This is a genomic window from Novosphingobium olei, assembly GCF_037076535.1.
Classification (GTDB): Bacteria; Pseudomonadota; Alphaproteobacteria; order Sphingomonadales; family Sphingomonadaceae; genus Novosphingobium; species Novosphingobium olei.
Map to the genome: position 1 here is coordinate 519,794 of NZ_AP029021.1, position 26,713 is coordinate 546,506.

Genomic DNA, 26,713 nt, shown 5'->3' on the forward strand with positions numbered 1-26,713 from the left:
AAGCGCTTTGGGGAGGTGCTGCGTTCGATCTCGCTGTTGCGCTGCAAGGACAAGGGCAGCCCTTCGACAGGCTCAGGGCAACGGGTATGGGGGAGGGGGTGGTTCTTGCTTCCGGGCTCGTCATGCCAGCGCAGGCTGGCATCGTTGGCGGTTTGCGGAACGGTTGGGAGGCGCTTGGCGGCCAGCGATCCCAGCCTTCGCTGGGATGACGTTATGTGCGCTCCCACACCCCGTCCGTCCTGAGCTTGTCGAAGGACTGTTCTTTTCTTTGGGCCGCGCGCCGCGCTCGCACCCCTCCACCACCATGAAGGGGTGATAAGCGTCTGTCTTTATTCAGGAATTCAGAATCTCAGGCCGCGTGAGATGGCCCAGGCTACGGCGGCGGCGATGATGATGCCGATCAGGGCGGCGAGGGGGTGGGCGCGGACGGGTTCGATCTTTGCGCCTTCGCCGGGCACGGCCTTGCCGGTGACCATCGGGGTGATCAGGTTGGTCTTGAGCACGAAGCGGTAGTAGAGGATCGCGAGCACGTGCAGCGCGATCAGCGCCAGCAGGACGGTGAAAGTCGCCTCGTGGATTTCGGCGGCCTGGCGACCGGCTTCGAAGCTGACGTAATCGGACAGCGGGCCGGATTCGAGGCCATCGACGTCAACCGCGAACAGCCCGGCGCCGACCATCGTGAACAGCGTGACGAGCAGCGCCGCGACGCTCCAGCCGCCCATCGGGTTGTGGCCGAAGCTGGGCGTGTGGCGGCGCGCGAACAGGCCGCGGGCATAGGTGGCAACGGCGCCCGGCGCGCGCAGGAACTGCGAGAAGCGCGCGGTGCGGCTGCCGAAGAAGCCCCAGAACAGGCGGAACACCAGCAGGCCGAGGATGGTGTATCCCGACAGGCGGTGCCGATCCATGTCGTGGTTTTCGCCACTCCACCACGAAAAGGCGACGAGCGCGACGAGCGCCCAGTGAAACACACGCGTCGGCAGGTCCCACAAGGGGACCTTGCCGGCTGGCGGCTGAGTTGCGTCCGTCGCGCTCATCGCTGGATCAGTCTTCCTTGCGGAACTTGCGGTGGCATTCGCCGCACACGCCGCCCAGCGCCTTCATCTGGCCACCGATCGCCGCGGCATCGCCGGTTCCGGCAGCGGCCACGAACTTGTTCGCTTCGGTGACGAGGCGGGCGTTGAGGCCATCGAACGTGGCGCGGTCGGTCCAGATTGCGGGCAGGGCGTCGGTCTTGAGGCCCGAGGACGGACCGGTGCCGGCGGGGAACAGCTTGCCCTGCTGCGGCGCGACCGCGGCGATGACCTTGGCATTGGCGAGCACCACGCCCTTGTTCGGCGCGCCCGACTTCAGTTCGCCACCGATGGCCTTCATCGCCTTGCCCATCTTTTCATAGTTGGCGTGGCGCAGGCTGACGGTCTGCTGCGGCGTGAGCGCGGAGACCGAGGCGACGCCGCCGGCAAGCGCGCTGGCCGCGGCAAGGGCAAGGACGAGGGACTTGGGCTGGATCATGGAACGTTCCGGATGCTTGAGGGAAACCATCGCGTGGCGCGCCCGGCGGGCAGGGCCGCCCGACGGTGCGAAAGAGCGTTGCGGGCGACGGGCGGGATCATGCTGTGCCGGTGTGGCGTCATCCGAAACCTTACGTCATGCGGGCGTTCTTCGCGGCCGCAATATTGCCGCCAAGCCGCGCGGAGGCAAGCGGAACGAAGGGATTCGGTACGCTGTCTGTACAATTCTTGCGAAAAACCTGTATGTGTATGCCCTTACGCGGTCGTGTGGCGCTGCAATCCGTGCCATCGCGCCTGCAAACAGGTCGCATCGGCGCAGGAGGGCGCAAAGCGGACGCATGACGATCAGCCCGAATTCATCGAGCCTGCCCCTGCGCATGGCGCTGATCGCGCTGGCCGTGAGCGTGCTGGTGTTCGTGCCCGGCGTGCTTGCCGAACGCTCGCTGGTGACCGTGCGCCAGGAAAGCGAGCGCGCGGGCTATTCCGCATCGGCCCTGCGCGAATACCTCGAGATCGGAACGCTGGCCGATTGGGCGCTGGCCGAAGTGCGCAGCGGGCGCGTGAAGGACGAGGCTACGCGGCGGATAGTGGTCGACCGGATGCAGGCCCAGATCGCCCGCATCGACCGCGCGACGAGCGCGGAGCTGGCGGTGATCCGCAAGGGGGCGTTCACGCCCGAGCGCGCGGCGGAAATGAACGAGGAGGAGAAGGAGCAGCGCCAGCGCACGGCGATGCTGCGCGCGATGGCGCCGCAAGTGCTGACCGGCTTCTACGAGGACGAATGGTGGCGCCAGATCCGCTATGGCGTGCAGGGCGAGGAAGCCGAAGTACGCGCGGCGCAGATGCGCGCGGTGGTCGCGCTGGAGCAGACGCAGATCGCCTTCTTCGCGACGTCGCTGGTGCTGGTGATCGCGGCGGTGATCGTGGCGGTGTGGGCGCGCGGCAACATCGTCGAACCGTTGCAGCGGCTGCTGAGTTCGACCCACCGCGTGGCGCGGCAGGACTTCGGCGTGTACCTGCCCGACAAGGGCCCACGCGAATTCCGCGCGCTCAACCGGTCGTTCAACGCCATGGCCGCCGAGATCGGCCGGGCGCAGGCGCGGCTCGAATCCGTCAATCGCCGGCTGGAGGACGAAGTGCGCGCCCGCACCGCCGACCTGCTTGCCGCCAACGCATCGCTGCGCGAGATGGACGATCGGCGGCGCGGGTTCATCGCCACCGCAGGGCATGAACTGCGCACGCCGGTGGCGGTGCTGCGCGCCGATGCCGAAGTGGCGCTGCGCGAGGCGCGCCCGACGATCGCCGGGCTTCGCGGCAGTCTTGACCGCGTGGTGCGCACGGCGGGCACGCTCGGCCGCCTGATCGAGGACATGCTGCGCGTGGCGCGCGCCGATGCCCCGGTGCTGTCCTACGAGCGCGAGAGCGTCGACATGGGCGATCTTGTCAGCCGCGCGCTCGCCGAGTTCCGCCCGGTGATCGAGGCCGACGGCGGCACCATCACGCTCGCCGGCCTTGGCACGCCGCTGCCGGTGCGGGTCGACCCGCTGCGCATCCAGCAGGTGCTGCGCATCGTGCTGGACAATGCCGTCACCCATGGCGGCGACGCGCTGTGCGTGTGCGTGCAGCTGCGGCTGGAGGCGGGCTTTGCCGTGGTGCGCATCTCCGATTGCGGCGAGGGTATCGATCCGGGCCTGCTGCCCAACCTGCTCGACCGCAGTGAATGGCCGCGCCGCCGCAGCGAGGACGGGCACGGGCTTGGCCTGACCATCGCGGCAACGATCATGGAAGCGCACGATGGCACCATTGCCATCGCTTCGGAAACCGGCTCTGGCGTGACGGTGACGCTGCGCCTGCCGTGCGAGGGCGCGCTGCCTGCGCGCGATGGCGGCCCTGCGGGCACGACGGGCGCGCTGGCCGCGGCGGCGACGCTGGGCGACGAGAGCAAGGAGGGGAACGGCGAATGCGGTTGCTGATAGTCGAGGACGAAGTGAAGCTGGCCGATACGCTGGCGCGCGGGCTGGAAGCCGAAGGCTACCGCGCGAGCCACGTCGGCACGGGCGCGGCGGCGCTCGACTTTGCCGCGCGCGAGACGTTCGACTTCGTCCTGCTCGACCTGATGCTGCCCGACATGAGCGGGTTCGACGTGGCCGAGACGCTGCGCGAACGCGGGATCGAGGTGCCGGTGATCATGGTCACCGCGCTCGACGAGGTGAAGGACCGCGTCGCGGGCCTGCGCGCCGGGGCGGACGACTACATCGTCAAGCCATTCGCCTTCGAGGAACTGCTCGCGCGGATCGAGGCGGTGCTGCGCCGCGCCCAGCCGTCCGAAGCGACCGGCGGCAGTCCGCTCGCCGCGGCGACCGGGCCGGTGTCGTTCGGGACGATCACCATCGACCACGTGCGCAAGCAGGCGACCGTCGACGGCAAGCCGTTCACGCTGACGGCCAAGGAGCTGGACCTGCTGACGCTGCTGGTGCTGTCGCCCGGCAAGGTGTTCTCGCGCCACGAAATCCTGCGCTCGGTGTGGACGATGGACGACGATCCGCTGACCAACATCGTCGAGGTCTACATCAGCCGCCTGCGCCGCAAGCTGAGCGGATGCGGCGCGCAGATCGAGAACGTGCGCGGCTTTGGCTACCGCATCGCCGAGGCGGCCTGAGGCGGCCTGAGGCGGGCGCCGGTCAGCCGGTGATGCGCAGGCGGGTGAAGATCATCCCGCTGATCGGCTCGCCGCCATAGACCGGCTTGAGCGTGGCGGGCAGGCCGATGGCGCTGACCAGGCCGCCGAAATCGAGCGCGACCTTGCCGATCGGCACCGAATGATAGCCACCGAGGCTGAGCTTCGAGACATTGAACACGCGGCCTTCGAGCGGGCCGGAATCGAACAGCTCGCCCTTGTCGCCGTTCTCGCCGCGTCCGAACACGGTCCAGCGGCCCCACTGCAGCGCGCTTTCGAGCAGGAAGGCATTGGTCGCATGCGCGTGGTGATCGCCGCCGGTCGGCGCGTTGCGGCCCCAGGCGAGTGTCGTCTGCAGGTTGCGCCGCTGGCCCAGCGGCAGGTTCCAGGTGGCCGACGCGGTGGTGCGGTGCACGTCCTCGTCCGGGTGGAGGCCCTCGGGGCTCTTGAGGAAGCCGTGGCTGACCTGCAGCGAAAGGTTGGCCGTGGGGTTCCAGCTGGCGCGCGCCGACCAGCTGTCGAAGCGCGGGCGTTCGATGTCCCAGCGGTTCTGGTCGGGCTCGCGCCCGGTGAACAGCGAGCCTTCGAGCTTGACGTTGCCGGCGACGATCCCGGCAGTGGCGACGCCGAAGGTGACATGGGTGGAATCGAGCCAGTGGTGCGAGATCGGCGCTTCCGGGTTCGCCATGCCCGAAAAGCGGTGCATGAAGGTGGTGGGGCCCAGCGCCGGTTCGCCCGGCAGGCCGAAGTAGACGAAGCCCGACACCCGATCGCCCAGCGGATGGCTGTAGGATGCGGCCAGTTCCATGAAGGCATCGTGCGGGTGCTGGCGATCGACCAGTTCGGTGCGGCCGTCGGCGGTCTCCCCCGTGGCGAGCAGCAGCGGGTAGCCGCGCTTGCCCATCAGCGGATCGAGGCTGCCCATCGCGCGCAACGTCAGCGTGCCGCCGCCCAGCGGGTGCTGCGCCATGCCCATCAGCATCGAGGCGGCAAACGCCTTGTCATCGCCGCGCGGGCCGCCCTGCCAGTCCTGCACGACGGTGAGGTTGCCGTGGACCATCGTCGCCCAGCCGCCGAGGCGGCCCATGATCGCCATCATCGGCGCCGAATCCGGCTGCCAGCTGGTGCCCGACGCATCACGCATCATCGAATAGCCGCCCAGCGCGCCGACCATGCCGCCCATGTCCATGTGGTCCATGCTGGCGTGGTCCATCGTGGCGTGGTCCATCGTGGCGTGGTCCGTCTGGTCCGCGCGCGTTGCCGGTGCGGCCATGTCCATGCCCGGCATTGCCCCATGATCCATCGCGCCATGGTCCATGGCCTGATCCTGGGCAAAGGCAGGCGTGGCCGCAAAGGCGAGGGCGAGAACGAGACCGTGGCGCAAGATGCAGACTCCCCGCGCGTGGCTTGACGCGCCGGTTGCAGATGAAACGAGCGCGCCGGAACGTCAACCGCAAGGCCGCCCGAAGGCTGCCTCAAATGCGGGTAACTCGCTGATTCGAAGAAGAAGTGGTGCCCAGAAGAGGGACCGTGACGTGCAGACAAGGCGTTACATCACAACGGTTTGCTGCCCTGATTCGCGAATTCGATACCGTCAAAAATACCGTTTCGCGCTTCTGCTTGGTCCTCGATGAGGACTCAAATCGCTGCGGACAGAGTTTCGACGCGCATTGCACCACACAGCATATGCTCGAAACCAGGCCCCGATCGGCGTCCGCAGCAAACGTGGCCATGTTAAGCGTCCACCTCCAAGCCGGCAACATCGGGGGCAATCAATTCCGCTAGCTGCTGTTGAACCACCTGCTTTCCAGTGGTCAGGTTTACGCTTGCGATCCGCAAGCGTTCATCGCCTTTCATTATGGCGTAAGCGGCTTTCAGACCATCGGCTGCTAGACCGGCGTGATGAGGGTATAACAACATCACCTCGCGGCACTCATAGAGTCGGGCATACGCCATCATCTGATAGACGTCTGACTGCGGCACTCCGCGTTTCTTGTCTTCGGGATTTTGACCAACCAGCTTCCACTTGGTGTCGATCACCAACTGAACCTGCCCATTCCGCTTGATCAGAATGTCCGGCGTCGTCTGGAAGCGCGGCCTGCCGCCTTCGCACTCCTCCATCAGGCAATAGCGCAGACCACTCTGCGAATGTACGGTCAGATCGGTCCCCAACAAAGCCTTGCGCGTCAGAGCTGCGATATAGGCTTCGAACAGATCGTTCATAGCGAACAGCAGTGTAATCCCCTGGCCCGCTCTGGCATCGTGGTTGGTGCGCTGCCATTCACGTTTTAGGAATAGCTTCGCCAGTTCGTAAAGGCTTTCCCAGCGACGGTTTGTCCGATCAATTCTCACCTGCGTCCAGGGTAGCGCACCGATAGCCACGTCGCTCACATCGGCGAGGATGAAACGGAGCTCGTCCAACCGCCGCTGCGTTTCCAGCGCGCGCGCGTGACTGCGCAGCAGTAAGACACAGGCCTTCATGATCCGCAGCAAGGGGGTGTCTGGATTCAGAGTGTCGAAGCGGCAGGCAAGCCGGTCGGGTCGCACGGCGTGATGGGTGAACTGACGGATGACATTGAGTCGCCCCCTCAGCGTCGCTAGATCGTCTTCCTGAGACATATAGCCGCGGGGCAGGCCGCGTCGTGCTTCGGCCAGCAGGCGATCAGTAAACAGGCGGATCAGAATATCGAGCAAGGTTTCCTTCTGCCGCGCCATTGCCAGCGCCTGTCCGTCTCCGAGTTTGAGACCAAGCGCGACGTCGAGCATTGACATGAGCCGAGTCCGGATTGCCTCGTCGCCCTCAGCGACGCCGGAATCGATTTTGGGCAGAATTTCAAGACTGCAACCCGGGGCGGCAATAACTCCAACAACTTGCTGGGCTCTTAGCTCGCTGTATCGATCGACAAGGATATTGTTCCCTGACTGATTCGCCAGCGTATGCGACCGCGCAGCCCGAAGTAGGGCATTTGCCTGACTCCGGGTGAAGGCGTTCTTCGGCGCTGCTCCGGTGTCATTGTGTACGCCCGTAGGCCCCCATTCGTGGACGGTCAGATGAGTCACGGGTGGAACCCGGCGATGGCGCGATCGGTAGGATCGGTCGCGCTCGGCGGGAAACATGCCAACCATTCACGCCACGAGCAGGCGGCAACCTGCTCGACAGGCACGCCGGGGAGCAGATGGGTGGCCAGCTCGGCGATCACTCGCCAAGCTCCTCCGCCGGCTTGACCACTTTGCCGATCAACCGATCGAATGCATCGGCCTTAAACGGTGCGAGCACCGACCAGCTCGAAACCCGGTCGCCTTCGATGCCCGGCGGCGGATCAAGCATGTCTTCCCGGATGAACCCGTCACCCAGCACCGCATGAATACGGCTCCAGTCCTCGAAGAAGTATTCCTGCATCAAGGGAATGACCTTGTCGCGCATGGCTGCGTGAACTTGCTCGGCTGTCTCGCAGTTAATGAAAAATGCGTGTCCGATGCGGTGCTCGCGATCGATGAGATATTCAATCCGCTGGTTGATGGTGGTCAGAACCCGGACAAGGTCGATTCCTGTCCGTTTGCTGGCGTCCAAAAGTAGGTCGGGCTCCGGGGCCATTTCCCGAAAATTGAACCGCCGACGAAGTGCTGTGTCAAGCAAAGCGATGGAGCGGTCCGCCGTATTCATCGTTCCGATGATGTGGAGGTTTGCGGGGACACCAAAGTCTCGTTTTTTTGAATATGGAAGCGTTAGCTTTAGTTCATTCGGCATTCCGAGCCGCTTGTCCGGCTCGATCAGGGTAATGAGCTCCCCGAAGACCTTTGAAATATTTGCACGATTGATCTCATCAATGATCAGTGCAAACTGGTCTGGAACCCCGTCCGTCTCGGTCTCTTCTCCGTCATCGTTCTCGACGTCGCCAGTAATTAGCCGGCCAAGAGCAGCCAAGTTTACGCGCTTCGTCGGCAGGGAATAGAGCGTGCGCATCGTGAAGTTGCCGTCGACAATTGTGTCGAGCGGCAAAGGCTCATCCAATGTGAGGAGCCAGCGCACATCACGTCGATGCGCATAATAACCGTCAGCCGAAGGTTCAAACCGATACTCGCCAGTCACCTCGGCAATCGCCCGAAAGGCGGTATTGCCGTACGGAACTATGACAATGTCACTGGTCTGAGCCCCTAAATTTCCTCCAGTGATAAGTAGAGTCCGGCCCTGACGAGGAGACGGACGAATGAAGCGGAGCAGGTTCAGCGAGGAGCAGATCATCGCTGTTTTGAAGGAGCAGGAAGCGGGGATGGCGACGGTGGATGTATGCCGTCGTCACGGGATCAGCTCGGCGACCTTCTACAAGTGGAAGTCGAAGTATGGCGGGCTGGAAGTGTCGGATGCCCGGCGGTTGCGCCAGCTGGAGCAGGAGAACGAGCGGCTGAAGAAGCTGCTGGCGGACTCGATGCTCGACAACGCCATGCTCAAGGAGATCAGCGCAAAAAAATTCTAGCGCCCCGTGCCATGCGGCAGGCGGTGGCTCATCTCCAGGAGGTCTTCGAGGTGAGCCAGCGTCGTGCCTGCGCGGTGCTGGGCGCGGACCGGACCATGGTGCGTTACGTCAGTCGTCGGCCTGACGATGCGAAGGCGCGCGAGCGCATCAGGGAGCTGGCCAGCCAGCGTCGCCGGTTCGGCTACCGGCGGCTGCACTGGCTGCTATGCCGGGAAGGCTGCGCAATGAACCACAAGAAGTTCCGACGGCTCTATCGAGAGGAGCGGCTGCAGGTGCGCCGTCGTGGTGGTCGCAAGCGGGCGTTGGGCACGAGGGCACCGATGACGGTCCCACAGGGACCCAACCAGCGCTGGAGCCTCGACTTCCTATCCGATGCCTTCGCCTGTGGCAGGCGGTTCCGGATCTTCGCCGTGGTCGATGATTACAGCCGGGAGTGCGTGCGCCTGATCGCCGACACGTCGATCTCGGGCGCGCGGGTCGGGCGTGAGCTTGATGCTGCAGTCTTCGAGCGGATGGCGCGGCCCCATACTATCGTCAGCGACAACGGCACCGAACTGACCAGCATGGCGATCCTGCGGTGGTCGAAGGAGCGCAATGTCGAGTGGCACTACATCGCGCCAGGCAAGCCCTACCAGAACGGGTTCATCGAGAGCTTCAACGCGCGGCTCAGGGACGAGTTCTTGAACGAGACGATCTTCACCAGCCTCGCCCATGCCCGTCAGGAGCTGGAAGCCTGGCGGCACGACTACAACCACTTCCGCCCCCACTCGAGCCTCGGGAACCGAACCCCAGCCGAATGGGGACGGGGTCAATCGGCAAACCGTATTGGGGGCATGCCCCCAATACGGTTGTTGCCATCACGCCCAGCGATGGGCATCACAACGGCCCAAGGCTCTACTCGTAGCTGGTAGAAACTTCGGGCTCAGACCACTGCTAAACCAAGCCCCTGCAAGCCACGTTCAACCCGTTGGCACCGACGGCAGCGACTGGTCTTGGCTTTGTCCGCTAGGGGCTCGCCCTTCCACAACCGCTTGCCCAGCCAGTCGCGGAATTCATCCTTGCGCATTCAATGCCCCCTTGATCATGCCCTCAGCTACCCTCACCATCGGCGAGACCATAGAAGATCGCGATTTGCCGCTTCACCTCCTCGCGTAGAGCATTGGAATCCTTCACCCTCAATTGCTTGTCACCCGCAAGGTTGAAGCCAATGTCCGTGTCGGGAGAACCTATCGCTTCGTTGTGAACCAGCAGAAAGTTCTCGTCCGGCAAACCGCGCCCACGATTAAGGCCCATTAGGTAACCGATTTCGTGGTGAACATTCTTGTTGCCGCCGGAAAGATCGGCAATCATCAGGCCAGAGTTCTCGATCAAATCAAGAATCTCTTGAGTGATCTTATAGGAATATCCAGTGTCGAATCTATCGACACGGATTTCGCGTAATTTGATGTCGAGTTGATGCCCCTTGTTCAGATCATCGATGGCCGCTTTGATGGCATCAAAATTCTGCTTCGTCTTTTCCGCAAACCACATCGAGATGAAAATCTGACGCTTACGTGATTCAGCGATCTTTTCAAAAATCTTGATCAGGTCAGCCGCGTTGATCGATCCGAGTTCATATTGGTGCGTGCGTAAGACCCAGTTGGTGAATTGGGTGATCTGGCCAGCGCTTGCGCCCGGTTTCAACTGCCAGAACAGGAAGGCGGCGAACAAGCCCTGCGCGCGGGAATGCTGGAGGCGTTCGTCGGCGTAGATATCGTTGACCGCGCGGATTGCATTGAACAGTGCATCGGTATCGGGAAGGTTGCCCAGCTCAAGCCGGACAAACTGGCCCTGCACATCCTGCAGGGACTGTATCAGGGTAGAGCGATAGCATTCCTCCGCTCCCACCACCTTCCCAAACACGGTTCGAAGGTGCGGCAGGTAATCGAAGTTCAGCCGCGCGCCCAGTTGGCGGCATTGGAGGTATTCAGTACCGAACTGCCCGTTCAACACTTCGTCGGGAAAACCATCGCTATCGTCGATAATGCCGCGAAGCGACTCCTCACTCGTCAGCTTGCGTGCTTTGGAATTGATGTTGTGGAACAGCGCCTTTTCATTGCGGGCGGCGTCAGCCTGACTGAACAGGATGATGCAGAACGGGGCGACGAAGCGGTCGTATTTTTCGTCATTCAAGGCCTCGAGCGCGCTCAGCCGGTGATTGCCGTCGATGCGTTTGAACAGCCTTTCACCGTCGGGTACCGATATGTCATAGCGAGAAGTGCGTGGGATGATGCGTAGATCGTTGGTGTTGGACCTGAATTTTTGCCCCCGCATAACAAGCTGCAAAGGGTCGTCCGCCGGCGCTCCGGCCTCCCCATAGGCCACATTAAGGGTGGCTGAGAGGATGATCTCAGGGAAGAACAGGTATTCGCCCGCTTCGAAATAGCGTTTAATTTCATCGACGTGCTCAGGCGTCAGCTCGCGCTGATAGGCAGGGTCGGCAACCGAGACGCTGGCGATTTCGCGCAGCGTGGCATAGCCACGGATGCATGGGAAACCGCCGAGTGAGAGCTCATATTTTCCTTCGAAAGTGATCCTCATGCGGCCTCTCCCAACAGGATCGCCTCGATTTCGCGCTTGGCGCTCTCAAGTTTGGCGGTAGCTGACTTTTCTAACTCTATGGCCTGATCACGTTTGGCACGAATTTCCTGCACAAGCCTTTCCTGCAAGCTTCTCGGTGGCAACGGCACGACAAGTTTTTTGAGAAAGTCATCATCGACTCGCCGATGGCCAGACGAACCCGTGAAGAACCGCTTAGCTTCTCTGCGGAGCCGGCCCATGCGCAGTAGCGAGTGGACATATTCAGGCAGGACAGCGGTGCTGCGCGGCCGAATTACATGGAACTCGGTCGATCCAAAGCCGACCCCGTTCGTTAGGTCCCGGGCGACTGCAGATTTCCCGTTCTCCATGCACGGCGTGATCTTTGCCCAAAGCACATCGTTATCGCAGAAGGTCGTGTACCCCGAACATTCTTCGATCCGCCGTTCGTCCACATATTCTACAATCCCTAGTCGGTCGGATATGGCGTCCATCGGGACAAATCCCGCCAGATCAGTGTCGTGCAGTCTGCCGAAAGATGTGCGCGGGTTGATATGACAAATCCGGCCCAAAGGCACAGAATCGAGCGACGCAGATTCAAGCGAAAACTTGGACTGATGCACCGGTGGGTCAAACCGCCATCCGCTAAGGTCGGCTGCAGCAACGCGGAATTTGCGGTTGATTAGCGTGTTTTCGATCTCCGGCAGTAAGTTAATGTCGAGTTCCGATAGGAGGAAATCGTCAATCGACTCCAGTAGCGCAGCAGCTTCAGCCCGTGCGTTTTTCAGCACTCCGATGGCATTGTGATACTTTGCCACTAGCGCTTCCTGCTCCGTTTGAGACGGAATTGGCAGTTTTATGCGCTTGAGTTCTGTAGATGTGATAGCTGGGTAATTACCGCCACTCGAACGTTGTTCCATTTGCCGAAGACTGATTTGAGACCGAAGGACCAGCAGAAGGTAATCGGCACTGATGCGTCCTGTATCGACGTGACGAATTACCCCAAAACCAGTCGAAGCTATGAAGGGATTGGGAAGATGATCGGCCGCCCTTGCAATCGCGCCACGGCTGGGCCTCGTCATTGAGACGAGCAAATCGTTGGGATGCACAATCATTCGTGCCCGACTTGCGGCCTCTTCGACCGGAACGAGGTCGAGCATCTTTATGTCACCTGTCACAAGGTCGATGCTTGAAATTTCAAGGTACGGAAACTCATCCCCAAAAAGAGATTGCTGATCCCATGCTTCGGAAGAGAAAACCGAGACAGAACCAAGCGTCGCAAAAGATCCACGTTCGATCTTATTCGTCAGCTCACGGAAGGATGCCCTATAGAATGCGGGATCATGCCGAAATTCAATTTCACCCCAACCCACAACGAAGAAACGCTCTCCGTCGAGATTGGGGTCTAGACAAAAGGGTGCGTCGCTCCCGCCTCGATATGGGCGATGAAGCGGCTTAGCTCTCCCGCCACTGCCTCCAGTTCGTTGGTCGCGGTTGGGCGTCCGGTGGCATCGTAGCCAATGTCCTCCGCAATCGCCATGTAGATTTCATAGTCGGAAACCCTGGCCTTCACCTCGGCCAGATATTTGTCGTTCAGCGCCTCGCGCAGGTTTTCAATGCGTTCGTTGTAGTCATCATTGGTGTCGGCCTTCCACTGCGCGAACGCATCGGTCTCCATATGCTTGGTCTTTGCGGCCTCAGCCTCGGCCTTCAAAGCCTTGCGGATCGCTGGGGTTAAAGTGCCCTGTTCGGACAGTGCCTCGGCCTTGGCGATCATCTCCGCATCGATGCGCTGGCACTCTGCATCCCCGCGTTTTAGAACCAGCTTCTTCTCGGCAATCAGCTTTTCGAGCGCGTTCCCGCCGTCCTTCGCATCATGCAGCTTGTCCTGTGCCTGTTCCTTGATCCGCTGGATCGCAGCAGTCGTCTTGGCGTCGTACTTCTTGAGGAAGAGCACCGAGCTTTTTACCCCCGCCCCATTGGCAGCGAAGGCGAACTGCGGCAGCGAGACCACGCTTACGATCCGCCAATGCTCCTCAATCCAGTTGCGGACATATTGCATCGACGAATTGGTCAGGATGCTGTCCGGGATGACCATCGCCATATAGCCGCCGGGCTTCAGGAAGCGGTGGCATTGCTCGATAAACAGCACTTCGGTGGTCTGCTGATCGCGGTTCTTTTCGGTGAAGGTCAAGCGGATGACCTCACCGTTGCCCGCGTCTTTCTGCACGACACGGACATTGTTCATCTTGGCGTCGACCCAGTCGATGTCCTTCCGGCCAAGATCGTAATTCTGCAGGTAGCTCTTCTCCGCCAGCTTGACCTTCGAGCCGAACGGCGGGTTGGTGATGATGAAATCAAAGGTTTCAGGGATGAAGCCCTGGTTGCCAGTCGCCAGGCGCATGGCATCGATCGATTCCAGCCCGTCGTGCGAAATGACATTGGTGTGGCCATCATCGTGGATGATCATGTTCATTTTGGCGGTGCGGGCGATCCCTTCGGAAATCTCGATCCCGTACAGATTGTTCTCGGCAAAATCGTGCCAGTGCTTCCAGTGCTGACGGTCCCCCTTGGTGAAGTAGCCATCCTCAGCCATCGCGTCCGCCTGTCGACGCACCTTGTCGAGAGCATGCAGTAGAAATCCGCCACTCCCGCATGACGTGTCGATCACTGCGCTTTCATTTGTGATTGGCAGCGCATCGACAATGAACTTCACGATGTTGCGCGGCGTGAAATATTGGCCGAACTCACCCCGGAAAAAGCCGGTCATGAACGTCTCGAATGCGCGGCCCTTACTGTCGAGGTCGGTTTCGCTGAGGTTCGTGTCGGCGAGATAACCAACCACTGTTTGCAGCTCGGCATTAGACAGGCGGATGTCGTCTTGGAACACCTCCTTGTCCTTGGCGCGACCCTGTTCGTAAATTGCCTGAACACGCCTTTTTAGATCATCGCCCTTGTCGCGGTCGCTCTTGAAGACCTGAAAGTCGTAAGGCTCACCCGGCTTACGCGGCGCGCGCTCATCCCAGATCTTGCAGAAGATCAGCTTGTCGAGCTCATCAAACGCTTCCGCCGGGTTGCGCTTGCCGCCCGCCCATAGGGCATCGTGCGCCTGTTTGAATTTTCGGGTCAGCTCGGTTTCCTGGACGACTTTCAGCTCGAAGCCGTTGACCCCGCCCTTTGTGAAGCGAGCGGCCGCGACATCCGCCTTGCCGAAGCGGGGGATGTCCGGCTCTCGGTTCTCGGCCCGCTCCATGCCGCCAAACCCGGCAACCTTGAAATAGTCATTGCGGATGCCCGACGTCATCCACATGAATTCTGCCTTCAAGGAATTGGCATAGCCGAAGCCCTGTTCGACAGCCTGATCCAGTTCGCCCTTGCTGGCTTCTTCCCGCTTGCACTCTACGACGATGTAAGGGGTCTTTCGCGCCCTGTCCTTGAAGACAACAATGTCGGCGGTTAGGCTCGGAACGCGATGTGGGACCGGAAATTCAATATCAAGCTGGTCAGCTGGGTATCCATAGTCCAAGATCAAAGCGACATAAGCACCGGCACGGACGATCTCCTCAGGATCGCTCAGGCGGTACTTCTTATTTTGGGCGCGGTAGGAAACGCTCTTCTGGTCGGCATCAATTGCAATCAGCTTTGCGTCTAGACCCCTCTGAACGATTTCAGGCACTTCCATTCCAATTTCCCCACGCGCGATTTTGACATCCCTCTTAGCGATCTGGTTGGTCTGAGGCCATGGCGAACTTCCAACAGGGGTGCGGTCACCCACACATGAAAAGATAGCGATCCCGTTGATGTGTGAGCGCCGCCGTCGCGCACCAGATCCCGTTGTAACCCAATTGTGATGCTACGCTTGCCACAGCAAATTCAATTGATTTCACTTGAAATTCGGATCCTGTGCGTTGGCCAGCAGGCTTCTGAGCGCGTCCAACGTTATGAGCGTGCATCTGCCGATCTTGATCGTTTCCAGCTCCCCTGACGCAATCAGCTGGTAGAGCTTGGACCGGCCTATCCCAGTCATCCGCACGGCATCGGGAATCCGGACGGCGAGCGGTTCGGCACCGTTTGTTCGGGTCGTCCTCGGGCGACGATCGAATGGGAGGTCGAGTTGTTCGTCCTTTGCAGACGCCTTGGCTTCCCGGCGCCTCATTCGCCCTTCTCCTGCGCGAGCTTGTCGAGCTGCCGCTTATGCGCTTCGTGCACCTTAGTCCGGAGGGTCGCATCGGGATGGGCAAGCAGAAGGCCATCGAGAGCGCACATGATGAAGACCAGACGGCGTTTGATGAACTCGGCGTTCTGCCTCGCCTCCTCACGCAGCTCTTGGCCCTGGAACAGGTCCGTGACGATGGCACCGATCCACTGGCTGCGGCTTTGCTTGGCGCGGGTGGCTTCATCCTGAACCCAGGCGGCGACGTGCTTGGGCAGATAGGTCTGGATGGAAACATTGCGTGTCATGCTGGACTCCATTCTGGTGGAGCCTGGATCACACTGCGAAAGGCAAGTTTGTTCTACTTATGTTCGATCACGCAGTCAAGCTCGTTGGAACTGGCGCATTTCCTCGCCTTTCGGCCATATGTGATTTGCGGGAATGCCTAAGACTGATCGCAAGTCAGATTTGACGGAGAAGCTGCCAATTTCTCCGATGCGCACTACCGTACTGTTATATATTAATTTTATCTCCAGTCTTCCCTGCGATTTGTCGCGTAGGGTGTGCATGTCAAGTCCCGATAATCCAGATGCAAAGCCCTGTGTTTGGGTTGGCGCAATTAATGGGGAAAAGTTCTCGTTTCCGAGGGTTTGAGCGGTTGAGCGGCATTCGAGCGGCACCTTCCAGTCACTGGAAACATGCCCAGCGTTCCGGAAAAATTCCAGATTGGGGACCAAATAGCCATCATGGGAATTCCAAGTTCGCGGCGCTTTCCGCAAAGGCTCGCAGTCCGCGTAAGCGACAAAGCGTGAGCCAATACCTTGACCCCAAACGCAAGCACACGAGCGAATCTTCAAACGTCAGAAGCTCACGTAGACAGAGCTTGATACGCCGAAACAATCGCTGTGATCTGCCTTGTGTTCAGGGTCTGCACCTGGTCCGTGGTGAACGCCTGAAGCTGGTCGCTCGACAGCGCGGAGATGTTGCCTTCCGAAATGCCTGTGAGGCCGTTGGTGCTGATCGAACCAAGCTCGGTTGTAGTGAACGTGGCGAGCCCATTCGCGCTAAAAGCCTCGATCTGAACTCCGGTAAAGGCAGCCACCTGTTCGGGAGTAAATGCGGCTGCCTGTTCGAGAGAGAGTGCGCCGATTTGTACGGGTGACAACCCCACGATAGCTCTAGGTGCAATGGCCGCGATCTGATCGTTCGAGAAGGCCTGAATACGTGTCGCTCCAAGCGCGCCGATCTGCAGAGCATTGAACCCGCCAACCTGCATTCCTGTGAGCACTGATACCTGGTCGGTGCTGAGAGCATTGACCTGGTAATAGGAGAATGCCGCCAGTTGTTGCGGCGTGAGCGCGGCTGTCTGATCATTGTCAAGAGATGCCACTTTGTCGGCGGTAATTCCGGTGACAGCACGAGGGTCAATCGCGGCAATGTCTGCAGGCGAGAAAGTGCCAAAGGCATCCCGGCTTAGAGCCGCGATCTGCTGGCCGGACATTGTGGCAATCTGCGCTGGCACGAGCGCCGCCACTTGCCCCGACGAAAGACCTGAGATTTGCGCTGGCGAGAATGCCGCGATGGCTCTTCCATCAAGTGCCGCGACCTGTTCGATGGACAGCGCAGAAATGGTTGAAGGGGACAGCGAAGCGATTTGAGTTCCGCTGATAGCGTGGACCTGCGTCGCCGACAGCGCGGCGAATTGCGCAGGCGTCAGCGCGGCAAGTTGGCTGGGCTGCAGTGCGGCGACTTGTGCTGCCGAAAGACCTGCAACCTGCTCTGGCACCAAGGTGCTAATCTGATCGGTTGTCAGGCCGGTAATAGCGGTCGTCGACAGCGAGGACAGGTCGGTAGAATCGAGAGCCGCGAGAACCTCGGATGACAGTGCGGAAACTTGCGCTGCCGACAATGCCCCAAGCTGCACGGGCAATAGGTGATCGGCCTGCGCGGGCGTAAGCGCAGAGACCTGTGCTTTACTCATTGCAGCTATCGTGGCCGTGCTGAGCGAACGTACCTGAGCAGGTGACATTGCACTCAGCAAGTCGGTCGAAATGGCAGGGATTTGCCTTGCCGTCAGGCCGCCGGTTTGCTCGGCAGAAAGCCCGAGCACTTGCGACTGCGAAAGCGCCGCAATCTGATTGGCAGACGCCGCGCCGATCTGGGCGGGCGAAAGGAGGGCGAGGCGCTCCTGATCCAGCGAAGCGAATGTCTCTATCGGCAACCCGGTGATCGAACCGGACGGTATCGATGGAAGCAAATCGTCGCCGATCGCGGCCAGCATGTCAGGCGTGAAAGCTGTAAGCTGCGAAGACGAAAGCCCCCCGATTTGAATGTTCGTGAATCCAGCGATCTGGGCCGGGGACATGGCAGAAATCTGTGCCGCCTTGAGGCCCGCAAAGGCGCTTGGTCCGATGGCCCTTACTTGCTGTGTTCCCAGCGCCGCAACGACGGGAGTGGGCAATGCACCAACTTGCACGCTACTTAGGCTGCCGATCTGCGCGGTATCCAGGGAATCAGTTTGCGCAGCCGTTAGAGCGCCAATCTGCGTAGTACTCAGTCCCGCAATTTGCCCTGAAGTCAGGCTGCCTATCTGAGCGTCAGTCAGAGCCGAAATGGCTTCGGCGGAGAGTCCACCGATTGCTGCGGATGTCATGGCCGCAAGGCGATCAGGCGCCAACGCTGGAAGTACGCTTGTCGCGATCGCTGCTGCCTGAGATCCGCCAAAACTCGCCGCCTGCTCGGTAGTCAGGCTACCGATCTGCTCAGCAGAAAGGACGGTGATCTGGGTCGGCTTGAGGGCGGCAATTGCCTTGGTCGACAGCGCCCCAATCTGTTCGGCGGACAGGGCAGCAATGTTGTTGTCTGGAAGGCCCGCAACCTGAGCGGCGGACAGCGTCGATACCTGCGCGGCAGAGAATCCGTCCATCTGTGGACTTGTCAGCCCCGCCAGTTGCGCAGGCTTGATAGCCGCCAACTGCGCTGTGCTGAGTGAAGCGATCTGTTCCAGGGTGAGAGCAGGCATCTGGCTGGCACTTAGGCCCGCAATAGCCTTGGTGGTAAGCGCAGCAACACCGGGCGTCGTGATTGCAGCCAGGCCCTCGTTGTTGATTGCCTGGACCTGCAGCGAGGTGAGGTTCGCAATTTGCGCGGGCGTGAGGTTTTTGACCTGGTCCGCGCTCATCGCACTGATCTGGGTGGCAGTCAGCCCACCGATGGCCTGCGGCGCAATCGCAGCGACCTGAGCCGACGACAGTTTTGCTACGGTCGTAGTAGCCAGCGAACCGATCTGAACGGCGCTGAAGGCTCCGATTTTCGCCGGATCGAGCCCGGCCACTTGTGACTGAGTAATCGCCGCGACCTGAGCGACCTTCATCGAGCGTACTTGTGGGATGGTGACGCTTGCCAGCTGATCGGTCGACAATGATGAGACCGACGCTGCGCTCATCCCTGCAAAAGCAATTACGCCAATGGCTGCGACATCTTCCCCGGACAATCCACTCACCGAACTCGAACTCAGAGCGCCGATTTGGGAGGCACTGAAGGCGGCGATCTGGGTCGTTGAGAATGCCCCTGCTTGTTCAGCCGAAAGCGCGCCAATCTGTGCAGTGGTCAGACCGGGAACGGCCTTGACCGATATAGCCGCTATCTGTTCTCCCGACATGGCAGAAATGGCTGCAACCGATGTAGCTGCAAGCTGTCCCGCGTTCGCTGCCTGCACCTGCGTTGTCGTAAGAGCCGCTGCTTGCGGTGCCGTAAGTGCGGCGAATTGAGAAGGTCGAAGGCTGGCGATCTGACCTGCAGAAAGTCCGGCCAGTTTCGTCGGCGCCAGACCTGCTACCTGCTCGGTGGTCAGGCCGGTTATCGCGGCGGGCGCTATTGCGCCAAGCTGGGATGAAGAGAAACCACTGAGGGTGGCGGTGCTAAGTGCGGGGATTTGCTTGCCCGAAAGCATGACCACCTGAGCTGAGGACAACGCAGCAGCCTGGGTCGGCGACAATGCACCAAGCTGCGCGGTCGAAAGGCCAGAGATGGCAGCCGGTTTGATCGCGCCAATCTGCGCGGACGACAGGGACGCGAACTTGTCTGGCGTGATCGCTGCAAGCTGCGCGCCGCTCATTGCACCGATCTGCTCGGGCGTCATCGCTTGAGTCTGGGCAGATGTCAGAGACGCAATTTGCGTTGTGCGAAGCGAGGGTATTTGCCGGGTCGTGAAGCCCGCAATTTGATCTGGTGAAAGTGCTGCCAGTTGGTCATTGGTCAGCCCGGAAACCGCGCTCGGATTTAGCGCGCCAATTTCGGCTCCGGTGAACTTGGCCAGGCTTGCCGGGGCCAGGACGGCGATCTGCCGCGAGCTCAGATTGGTAATCTGCCCTGCAACAAGCCCGCCGATCTGATCCGCTGACAATCCCGAAACCTGCGCTGTGGTAAGCGAAGGTATGGCGGTCGAGGCGATGGCGCCGACTTGCGAGGGCGATAGCGCCGACAGGTTCGCTACCGAGACCGCCGCCAATTGCGAGCCGTTAAGCGAACCCATTTGTGCCGACGTCAAAGCGGACAATTGCTCGGGCTTCAGCGCGGTGACCTGCCAGGGCTGAAGCACTGCCACTTGTTTCGGTGTGAACGCGGCTACCTGCTCAGCCGAGAGCGATGAAATCGTCTGGGCAGATTGGCTGGTGATGACAGCAGCGTTGAGACCGGCGATCTGCGATGGTGAGAAGCTGACAACCGCATTGGTGCCGAACGCCGCGATTTGTTTCGTGCCGAGCAGGTTGATCTGGCTGGCAGTCAAACCCTTGATCTGGTCGGCGGAAAAAGTGGCAAGTTGCGTAGGTGCAACGGCTGCCAGAGAAGTCGGTTTGATGGCCGAAATCTGATCGCCTGAGAGATCGGTCAGCTTGGTCGAAATCAGTGACGCAATCTGACCTGGGCCGAGGGCTCCAATCTGCGCCGACGAAAGTCCTTGGACCTTCCCGGGCGACAGCGATGAAATTTGAGCGGACGTGAATCCAACCATCTGCGCGGCTGTCAGGCTTGCGACCTGATCAATGGAAAGTGCTGCCAGGCCTTGGGGCGTAATGCCTGCAATTGCGCCGGGAGATATCGCGGCGATGTCATCGGTCGAAAACAGCGCAAGCGTTGCTGGCGCCATTGCCGTAAGTTGGCGGGCGTTGAACCCGGCGACCTGCTCGGGCGTCATCGCCTCAACTTGGGCACCGGACATGGCTGCGATTTGTGTGGTCGACAATGATGCGACTTGGGGGCGGGTAAAACCCGTTACTTGATCGGGCGATAGCGCCGCCATTTGCGAACGCGTGAGACCAGACATGGCTCTGGCCGCTAGCGCAGACACCTGCTGCTTGGAGAGCCCCGCAACGACATCGGTGCTAAGCGCGGAAACCTGAACTGCCGATAGCACTCCAGCTTGTTCGGTCGTGAGTTCCTGAACATCGACCGGGGTCCACTGCCGTATCGCAGTGGTCGAGAGCGACATGATCTGCCGAGTGGTGAGCGAGCCGATCGAGGTCATTGGAAAGCTATACGAAAACAGCCTTAATATCTGAGACGCCTAGGATTAGGGCTTTCCCGTATCAAGCATCCTCAGTGTAATTCACCAACATAAGGCGATTGACAGCGACATATGCGGCAACTCTAAAACAACAGTTGCTGGACCATCAGGCAACTGCTTCCAGCCCTTTGCGCTGGATGATCGAAAGCAACCTTAGCGCCGGGCCACCAGGCCGCTTCTTTCCGCGCTCCCAGTCGGAAACGAGGTTCTTCGACACATTGAGATAGCGCGCAAACACCGGCTGCGAGACATGTTCCGCCTCGCGGATCGCCTTGATCTCCTCTGGCTGGAGCGGGGTTGCCTGGACTAGGCAAGACTCGTCGAACTCGCGCAGTGTGCGCTTGTCGATGGATCCGGCCTCGTGCAGTCCTTCCATCATCTCGTGAACGGCGGCAAGCGCCTCGCTCTTATAGGTCCTGGGCATCGTCATTCACCTCGAACAGTCTCTCTTCGCGCACCTCGGTATCGATTTGCGCCTGCGTCAGTGCGAGCACGATCTTCGCGGCCTTCTTGTAGACCTTCAGCTCGGCCGCGCTGAGGTTGGCCTTATCGCTCTTGGCAAAGCCAAAGGCGAATATGGCCCGCTCCTCGTGGCGGAAGAAAACCAGCGTCCTATAGCCGCCGGACTTGCCTCCACCTTCGCGTGCGACGCGCTGCTTGATCAGGCCGCCGCCGAGATCGGCGTCGATCAGCCCACCATTGGCCTGATTTATGGCCGCAACAAGCGTCGCGTCACTTATTCCTTCACGGCTCGCAAACTTCGCAAACCAGCGATTCTTGTAGATGCGGGTTTGCTGCTTACCGGTCATAGTCACCATCCGACTATCATACTTTGTATTATGCTTCAATGGACAGTGGCACCGCCTCAGGGTCGGCCGGTCAGCATTGCCCGCTCGATCGCAGCGCCGATCGCCTCGGCTGCGTCCAACAGGTGCGCGTCCTCGAAGTGGGCATAACGGGATGTTGACTTGACCCTGGCGTGGCCGAGAAGTCGACCAATCATGGGAAGGCTCTCCCGGCCCATGACAGCATGACTAGCATAAGTATGCCGTAGATCATGGAGCCGCACATCCTTCAGACCGGCCTCATCGCGAAACTTCGCCCACGGGCTATGAATGCTCTGGATTTGACGATCGAAGCGCCAGTTCCAGAAAATCCATCGATTCTTGCTGCTGCGAGGCATGGCGAGGATCAGCTCACGCGCCTCATCACCCAGCCAGACTGTGCGCGGGCCGGTCTTGCTGTCACGCAGATGTAGGCGGAGGCCTTTGAGGTCGGGCCATTGCAGGGACAGAATTTCGCCGACCCGGCATCCAGTCAGAACGAGCAGCAGAATCGCCGAAGCATAAGCCTGCTCTGTCCGGTCCTCTCCAGCACGTGCTTTGGCAAGGACAGCGCCAAGCCGGGCTAGTTCGTCGTCTGACAGGAATCGATTGCGGTGGTTCTTCCGGTTCTGGCGGATACCATAGCAGGGGTTCGTGTTCTCGACGCGATATCCCCATTCCTCCGCCTTGTTCAGCGCAGCGCGCAAGATTTCGAGGCACCGGTTTGCAGCGCCGGGGCCAGACCTGTCAGTCAACGCGACGAACCATTTGGTCACTTCGGCCTCGTTGAGGCTATCCACAAACGCCTCCGGGAACGCCCCATCGATGTGACAACGGCGGTAGCCTGTGGCCGTTTCCTGCGTTGAGGGCTTCCATGCCGAGGAGCACTTCTCCCAGTATTCCCGCATGAAGTCGTCCATGCGCGGCGCATTGCGGATACGCTCGCGCGTAGTGGCTGGATCGTGGCCGACGCGCGCATGGGCAATGACTTGGCGCGCCACCATCACCGCCTGATGCCGCGTGATGACTGAAGCCGGACCTATCGTGATCGTCCGAACCCGTCCGCCCATCCGCGTCTGCACGATGTAGACATGCCGTCCGCTGGGATAGTGCCGAATGCCGAACCCGTTTTCCACGGCAATCCAGGTCGTCGTTCGCGCCTTGCCCTTCGGCGGTTGAGCCAATTTCGGGCTGACGCCGATCTCTGCCAGAGCCTTCTCGACGATCTGCTTGAGTGACAGGCTCGTCATGCGGAAAGTCCCAATGAGCCAGCGATCCCGCTCGATACCCGCGAAGCAGCGTCGGCAATCGTTTCGTCGGCGAGGTGAGCATATCGAGCAGTTGTCTCGGGCAGAACGTGACCGAGCAGTCCACCGATTGTTGCCAGCGGGACCTTTTCGCGCACAGCGACGGAGGCAAAGCTATGGCGAAGATCATGGATACGCACGTCGGGCAGCGCGCAACGCTTGCGGAAAGGATACCACCAATTGTCGATGTGGATGGGACGTGCGCCGGACTGGTTGGCGAAAACGTACTTGCTGTCTTCGCGCTTCTTGATCCCCTCAAGGATTTTCACGGCCTGGCTGTTGAGCCAGATGGTCTTGGGGCCTGTCTTGCTGTCGGGCAGGAGAAGTCGTGGCAATTGGACCCAGTCCCATTCCAGGTCGCGGATTTCGCCGAAGCGCGCACCGGTGAAGATCAGCAGGCGCGTGGCAGCGACCTGCGCCGGGTAATCTTCCTCGTCCGCGTCAAGTTCTCGGGCCAGACGACGGAACTCTTGGGGGCTAAGGAACCGCTCCTTGGACTTGGTCTTGAAGCGGGGCATGCCTCGGCACGGATTTGACCCTTTCCGAACGTAGCCGAGCTGCGCCGCATATTTGAACATGGCCGCCAGAACCGGGACCGCTCGGTTGAACTGGCTTTCGCGCACGGTCGCGCTATCGTCGCGCCAGCGCACAACGTCAGATTTGCCAATCAGGTCGAGCCGCATCGTGCCGAAGCGCGGTAATAGGTCGCGCCTGATCGCGTCGAGATTGCGCTTCTGCGTCGAGGCCTTCCAATGCCTTGCATAATCCGTCCAAAATTCGTCGGAATAGTCCGAAAACAATGGTGCGATCTTTACCGATACGCGGCGCGGCAAACCATCAAGCGCGACCTCGGCAAGCCGCTTGCGCGCCTCCCCCCGTGCGGTGGGGGCATCGACTTCGTCAACTTTCCCCAACGAGACGCGGCAATGCCTGCCACGGCGGCGCAGCCGAACGAACCAGTAGCGATTGCCGGACGGTCGAACCCGCAGCCCGAAGCCCGCAAGCTCCGTATCCCAGATGACGTACTCACTGGGTTCAGGCGGCATTTTCCGGCGAGCCAGATTGCCGTCAAGGAATGCCCGGTTCCCGGGCAAATGCCGTTTGGGGACCATATGGCCATCAGAACTATCGGAACTGCTCGGCAAAGTCTCGGAATTATTGCCAATTCTGGGGACCAGGCGGCCATCAGCAGCAGTCAAGCTGCCGAGCGCTTCAAGCGTTGCCTTTATTGAATTTGCTGCACTTTTGCCCATTTCTGCGGCTTAGGCCGCGTAGGGTGTGCTCTACACCGTACCCAGCTTTTGAGTCTCTGGCCGACCATTTTCCTGCAACAGACCAGGCGACACCGAATCACATTCCTGAGGAGTCGCAGCCGCTGCGGCGCCTGATGCAGGTTTTGTCAGTGTTTGAAGCAATGCTCGCGATGCCACGCTAGGAAGGCCGGATGCGGGCGCTCTAGCGGTCGCTGTGGTGGGATGGCGAAGCCGGTCTTGTTGATCAGTGAGCGGATGCTGTCGGGGTCGTTCGCCTGCCGGCTGACGAGAATCTCAAGGTCGTCATTCAATCCGATCAGGCCCCTATCGAACATCCAGTGGACGGTTCCTGAAAGGGCAATCCCATTGGTCACGATGTCCGGCCCGCCACGATCCACGGGCCGGATGTGGGCGGCCTCGACCTCAGCGCGGCGGCCGCCATTGATCAGTTTCAGGCCGGTTACCGCGCAGCGGGCATCATAGGCCTCAACCACGCGGCGGCGGAACAGTCGGTCGCGGACCAGGCGCGAGCCGAGATTCGCCACGCGGTCCCGCTCGATCTCGAACTGGAAAGGTGAGCGCTCCTCGCGCAGCAGGTTCTCGGGCGTCTCGTCGATCCTCGGCAGGAAGCTGTCATCTTCCGCGAGGCCAAGATCGATGATGCGGTTGAAGTCCTCCATGGATAGCGGCCGAACCGCAGACTGGGCGCGCCCAGAAATCTTGCCCTGCTCGTTGAGAACACCGCGTTCGACCAGCCCCAGGGGACCATTGAACGGGACCGGGTTGGGGAAGTCCAGGTAGGTGCCGGGTTCGATCAGGGCGAGATACATGTCCTTGGCGGTCGGGTCCGACACGACATGAGCTACTTTGGCCACCGCGAAGTATCCCCGCGTGTCGCGGATCTTGCTGGGCTCGTAGTAGATGATCCAATCGTCAATGCAGGCGCTGACGCGGGTCAGGTATTGGCGTGGGAACTGATACTGGTCTGCCGGGCTGTCGTCGTAGATCGAGTCCGTCCGATGAACGAAGATGCCTTTGGTCATGACACTCCCGCTCCCCCGTCAGCAGAATAGGCGCTTGCGCCGATTGTCGGTACGTCGCCCGTGGGCACTTCGGTGGCGTCGGGCAGGCCTTCCTTCTCGGCATGCGCCCTGACCTCGGTTGCCCGTTCCTCGATCTCCTTTGCGAAGACCTCCAGCATCGACAAACCTGCTGGCATAGCTGCCACCTCCTCGACCGCTGCGGGCAGTTCGCGCAGCAACCGTGCCGTCACCTGTTCCACCCGCTGCACCGTTCCCCGCGCTGCCAGACCTGCGGCTTCGGCCATGCGCCGCCAGTGGCGGCCGTAGATGTGGCGGCCTCGGCGTTGCCCGCCAATCGCCTGGGCGTGGTTCTGGGTGATGTTCGCCCAAGCGAGGCCAGACATCAGGTCATAGAGCGGGGCAAGCTGCGGCGCGCCCGGGCCGAGCAGGATCGAGTAATTCTTGGCATGCGAGTCGACGTTGCCGATCGCGATATTGAAGATCACGGCGTCGAGCAGCCGGGTGATGTCGCGCGCGGTCATATGCTGACGGACGAGGGCGAACATGTCGGCCATCGATGGGCCGCGCGTGCCGGTGCCGTTGAACTCATACTTGGCGGCAGGCGGGCGGCCGAGGGCCTGGCAGAAATCCTCCTGATGAAGGCGGCGGACATTGTTGCCGGTGCCTGTCCGGTCATAGCGCTCGACCAGCAGATAGCTGCGCTCCCCCGCAACGCCTGTGGTCACCGGCGCGACATTGAGACCGATGCGGCGGGCGAGAATCATGCACAGCGCTTCGTTCTGGACGCTGCCGGGCAGGCGTGGATTGTCGGGCTTTAGGATGTGCGTCGACGGCGCGCCGTTGACCGGTACTCCGATCTGACCGTCGATGACTGCTACCGGCAGCTTTTCCTGTGCGCCGGCAAGACTCATAGAGACGCCGTCTTCGCCCACAAGGAATGGTCGGGAGGGCAGTTCCTCGATGATCCGTTCAAGTGCACCGGCATTCGGGATCGGACGATAGCCGGGCTTGCCGCGCGGTTGCTGGGGCGCGATGCTGAGCGCGCCTGCCAGATCGTTGCCGGTCTGGGCGATCAGGCCGAGCGCGTCCTCCGGCGCAGCACCGAGTGCGCGCGTCATGGCGCGCAGCGGTTCGCCCTCGGGCAGGAGGTTCATCAGCCAGGGAAGGACTTGATCCCCCTCATAGGGCTCTGGCCGGATCGGCATGGCCAGCGAGATCGGGAAGTTGTCGGCGGATGAACCCCAGGCATCCGCATAGGCAAGGCGGGTTGGCTGCGCGTCGGCGCTGATCGTGGCGACCAGGCGGTCTTCGTGGTGCACCGGAAGGTCCA

General features: G+C 60.9%; 20 protein-coding genes and 1 pseudogene. 3 read left to right on the plus strand and 18 right to left on the minus strand.

The features are described from left to right. Positions 1–341: 341 nt before the first annotated feature. Positions 342–1,034, minus strand: a complete 693-nt coding sequence (locus AACH40_RS02495) for a cytochrome b/b6 domain-containing protein (RefSeq protein ID WP_338644063.1) — start codon at positions 1,032–1,034, stop codon at positions 342–344. 7 nt (positions 1,035–1,041) lie between these two features. Further along, on the minus strand, positions 1,042–1,509 hold the full coding sequence (locus tag AACH40_RS02500) for a cytochrome c (protein WP_338644064.1): 468 nt from the start codon (positions 1,507–1,509) through the stop codon (positions 1,042–1,044). A 337-nt stretch (positions 1,510–1,846) separates the two neighbouring features. Between AACH40_RS02500 and AACH40_RS02505 the strand changes: the two genes are divergently transcribed. After that, positions 1,847–3,481 carry a HAMP domain-containing sensor histidine kinase gene (locus tag AACH40_RS02505; RefSeq protein ID WP_338644065.1) on the plus strand — a complete coding sequence of 545 codons (1,635 nt, stop codon included), beginning with the start codon at positions 1,847–1,849 and terminating at the stop codon, positions 3,479–3,481. Continuing rightward, the gene (locus AACH40_RS02510; RefSeq protein WP_338644066.1) at positions 3,469–4,167 is read left to right on the plus strand and encodes a response regulator transcription factor; all 699 of its coding nucleotides are present in this window, start codon (positions 3,469–3,471) and stop codon (positions 4,165–4,167) included. Before AACH40_RS02505 ends, AACH40_RS02510 begins: the two co-directional genes overlap by 13 nt. 22 nt (positions 4,168–4,189) lie before the next feature. Here the strand turns inward: AACH40_RS02510 and AACH40_RS02515 are convergent, their stop codons facing one another. From AACH40_RS02515 to AACH40_RS02530, 4 genes are all read right to left on the minus strand, one after another. Further along, positions 4,190–5,569, minus strand: a complete 1,380-nt coding sequence (locus AACH40_RS02515; RefSeq protein WP_338644067.1) for a hypothetical protein — start codon at positions 5,567–5,569, stop codon at positions 4,190–4,192. 350 nt (positions 5,570–5,919) lie between these two features. Further along, complete coding sequence (locus tag AACH40_RS02520) at positions 5,920–7,245, minus strand: McrC family protein (protein WP_338644068.1); 1,326 nt, start codon at positions 7,243–7,245, stop codon at positions 5,920–5,922. Next, complete coding sequence (locus tag AACH40_RS02525; protein WP_338644069.1) at positions 7,242–7,385, minus strand: hypothetical protein; 144 nt, start codon at positions 7,383–7,385, stop codon at positions 7,242–7,244. The genes AACH40_RS02520 and AACH40_RS02525 overlap by 4 nt, the downstream gene beginning before the upstream one ends. Next, a complete protein-coding gene (locus AACH40_RS02530) occupies positions 7,382–8,275 on the minus strand; it encodes an AAA family ATPase (RefSeq protein ID WP_338644070.1) in 894 nt (297 codons plus the stop codon). Before AACH40_RS02530 ends, AACH40_RS02525 begins: the two co-directional genes overlap by 4 nt. 118 nt (positions 8,276–8,393) lie before the next feature. Between AACH40_RS02530 and AACH40_RS02535 the strand changes: the two are divergent. Continuing rightward, positions 8,394–9,460, plus strand: a pseudogene (locus tag AACH40_RS02535) (IS3 family transposase); the annotation flags it as partial. Positions 9,461–9,749: 289 nt separating this feature from the next. On the opposite strand, the gene AACH40_RS02540 reads toward AACH40_RS02535, so the two are convergent. The 12 genes from AACH40_RS02540 to AACH40_RS02595 all read right to left on the minus strand — a co-directional run bounded on the left by AACH40_RS02540 (position 9,750) and on the right by AACH40_RS02595 (position 26,702). Then, complete coding sequence (locus AACH40_RS02540) at positions 9,750–11,240, minus strand: hypothetical protein (protein WP_338644071.1); 1,491 nt, start codon at positions 11,238–11,240, stop codon at positions 9,750–9,752. Beyond that, positions 11,237–12,610 (minus strand): restriction endonuclease subunit S, encoded by a 1,374-nt coding sequence (locus AACH40_RS02545; RefSeq protein ID WP_338644072.1) that lies wholly within the window; start codon positions 12,608–12,610, stop codon positions 11,237–11,239. Before AACH40_RS02545 ends, AACH40_RS02540 begins: the two co-directional genes overlap by 4 nt. Positions 12,611–12,642: 32 nt before the next feature. Beyond that, positions 12,643–14,919 carry a restriction endonuclease subunit M gene (locus AACH40_RS02550; protein WP_338644073.1) on the minus strand — a complete coding sequence of 759 codons (2,277 nt, stop codon included), beginning with the start codon at positions 14,917–14,919 and terminating at the stop codon, positions 12,643–12,645. Positions 14,920–15,120: 201 nt separating this feature from the next. Next, a complete protein-coding gene (locus AACH40_RS02555; protein ID WP_338644074.1) occupies positions 15,121–15,393 on the minus strand; it encodes a helix-turn-helix domain-containing protein in 273 nt (90 codons plus the stop codon). Then, a complete protein-coding gene (locus AACH40_RS02560) occupies positions 15,390–15,698 on the minus strand; it encodes a hypothetical protein (protein WP_338644075.1) in 309 nt (102 codons plus the stop codon). The genes AACH40_RS02555 and AACH40_RS02560 overlap by 4 nt, the downstream gene beginning before the upstream one ends. A gap of 560 nt (positions 15,699–16,258) precedes the next feature. After that, positions 16,259–20,917, minus strand: a complete 4,659-nt coding sequence (locus AACH40_RS02565; RefSeq protein ID WP_338642508.1) for a hypothetical protein — start codon at positions 20,915–20,917, stop codon at positions 16,259–16,261. A gap of 145 nt (positions 20,918–21,062) precedes the next feature. Then, positions 21,063–21,380 (minus strand): DNA-binding transcriptional regulator, encoded by a 318-nt coding sequence (locus AACH40_RS02570; protein ID WP_338642507.1) that lies wholly within the window; start codon positions 21,378–21,380, stop codon positions 21,063–21,065. Further along, a complete protein-coding gene (locus AACH40_RS02575) occupies positions 21,364–21,765 on the minus strand; it encodes a type II toxin-antitoxin system RelE/ParE family toxin (protein ID WP_338642506.1) in 402 nt (133 codons plus the stop codon). The genes AACH40_RS02570 and AACH40_RS02575 overlap by 17 nt, the downstream gene beginning before the upstream one ends. Positions 21,766–21,821: 56 nt before the next feature. After that, positions 21,822–23,030 carry a tyrosine-type recombinase/integrase gene (locus AACH40_RS02580; protein ID WP_338642505.1) on the minus strand — a complete coding sequence of 403 codons (1,209 nt, stop codon included), beginning with the start codon at positions 23,028–23,030 and terminating at the stop codon, positions 21,822–21,824. Further along, positions 23,027–24,340: a site-specific integrase gene (locus AACH40_RS02585; RefSeq protein WP_338642503.1), complete on the minus strand. Its 1,314-nt coding sequence runs from the start codon at positions 24,338–24,340 to the stop codon at positions 23,027–23,029. Before AACH40_RS02585 ends, AACH40_RS02580 begins: the two co-directional genes overlap by 4 nt. A 146-nt stretch (positions 24,341–24,486) precedes the next feature. Next, positions 24,487–25,383: an HNH endonuclease gene (locus AACH40_RS02590; RefSeq protein WP_338644076.1), complete on the minus strand. Its 897-nt coding sequence runs from the start codon at positions 25,381–25,383 to the stop codon at positions 24,487–24,489. Then, positions 25,380–26,702, minus strand: a complete 1,323-nt coding sequence (locus AACH40_RS02595) for a type II toxin-antitoxin system HipA family toxin (protein WP_338644077.1) — start codon at positions 26,700–26,702, stop codon at positions 25,380–25,382. Before AACH40_RS02595 ends, AACH40_RS02590 begins: the two co-directional genes overlap by 4 nt. Positions 26,703–26,713 lie beyond the last annotated feature (11 nt).

Coding starts and splice junctions, on each gene's coding strand:
- AACH40_RS02550 (WP_338644073.1), bottom strand. CDS start 14,919: ATGGAAGTGCCTGAAATCGTTCAGAGGGGTCTAGACGCAAAGCTGATT.
- AACH40_RS02495 (WP_338644063.1), bottom strand. CDS start 1,034: ATGAGCGCGACGGACGCAACTCAGCCGCCAGCCGGCAAGGTCCCCTTG.
- AACH40_RS02560 (WP_338644075.1), bottom strand. CDS start 15,698: ATGACACGCAATGTTTCCATCCAGACCTATCTGCCCAAGCACGTCGCC.
- AACH40_RS02565 (WP_338642508.1), bottom strand. CDS start 20,917: ATGACCTCGATCGGCTCGCTCACCACTCGGCAGATCATGTCGCTCTCG.
- AACH40_RS02590 (WP_338644076.1), bottom strand. CDS start 25,383: ATGACCAAAGGCATCTTCGTTCATCGGACGGACTCGATCTACGACGAC.
- AACH40_RS02510 (WP_338644066.1), top strand. CDS start 3,469: ATGCGGTTGCTGATAGTCGAGGACGAAGTGAAGCTGGCCGATACGCTG.
- AACH40_RS02540 (WP_338644071.1), bottom strand. CDS start 11,240: ATGAGGATCACTTTCGAAGGAAAATATGAGCTCTCACTCGGCGGTTTC.
- AACH40_RS02575 (WP_338642506.1), bottom strand. CDS start 21,765: ATGACCGGTAAGCAGCAAACCCGCATCTACAAGAATCGCTGGTTTGCG.
- AACH40_RS02580 (WP_338642505.1), bottom strand. CDS start 23,030: ATGACGAGCCTGTCACTCAAGCAGATCGTCGAGAAGGCTCTGGCAGAG.
- AACH40_RS02555 (WP_338644074.1), bottom strand. CDS start 15,393: ATGAGGCGCCGGGAAGCCAAGGCGTCTGCAAAGGACGAACAACTCGAC.
- AACH40_RS02570 (WP_338642507.1), bottom strand. CDS start 21,380: ATGCCCAGGACCTATAAGAGCGAGGCGCTTGCCGCCGTTCACGAGATG.
- AACH40_RS02585 (WP_338642503.1), bottom strand. CDS start 24,340: ATGGGCAAAAGTGCAGCAAATTCAATAAAGGCAACGCTTGAAGCGCTC.
- AACH40_RS02505 (WP_338644065.1), top strand. CDS start 1,847: ATGACGATCAGCCCGAATTCATCGAGCCTGCCCCTGCGCATGGCGCTG.
- AACH40_RS02500 (WP_338644064.1), bottom strand. CDS start 1,509: ATGATCCAGCCCAAGTCCCTCGTCCTTGCCCTTGCCGCGGCCAGCGCG.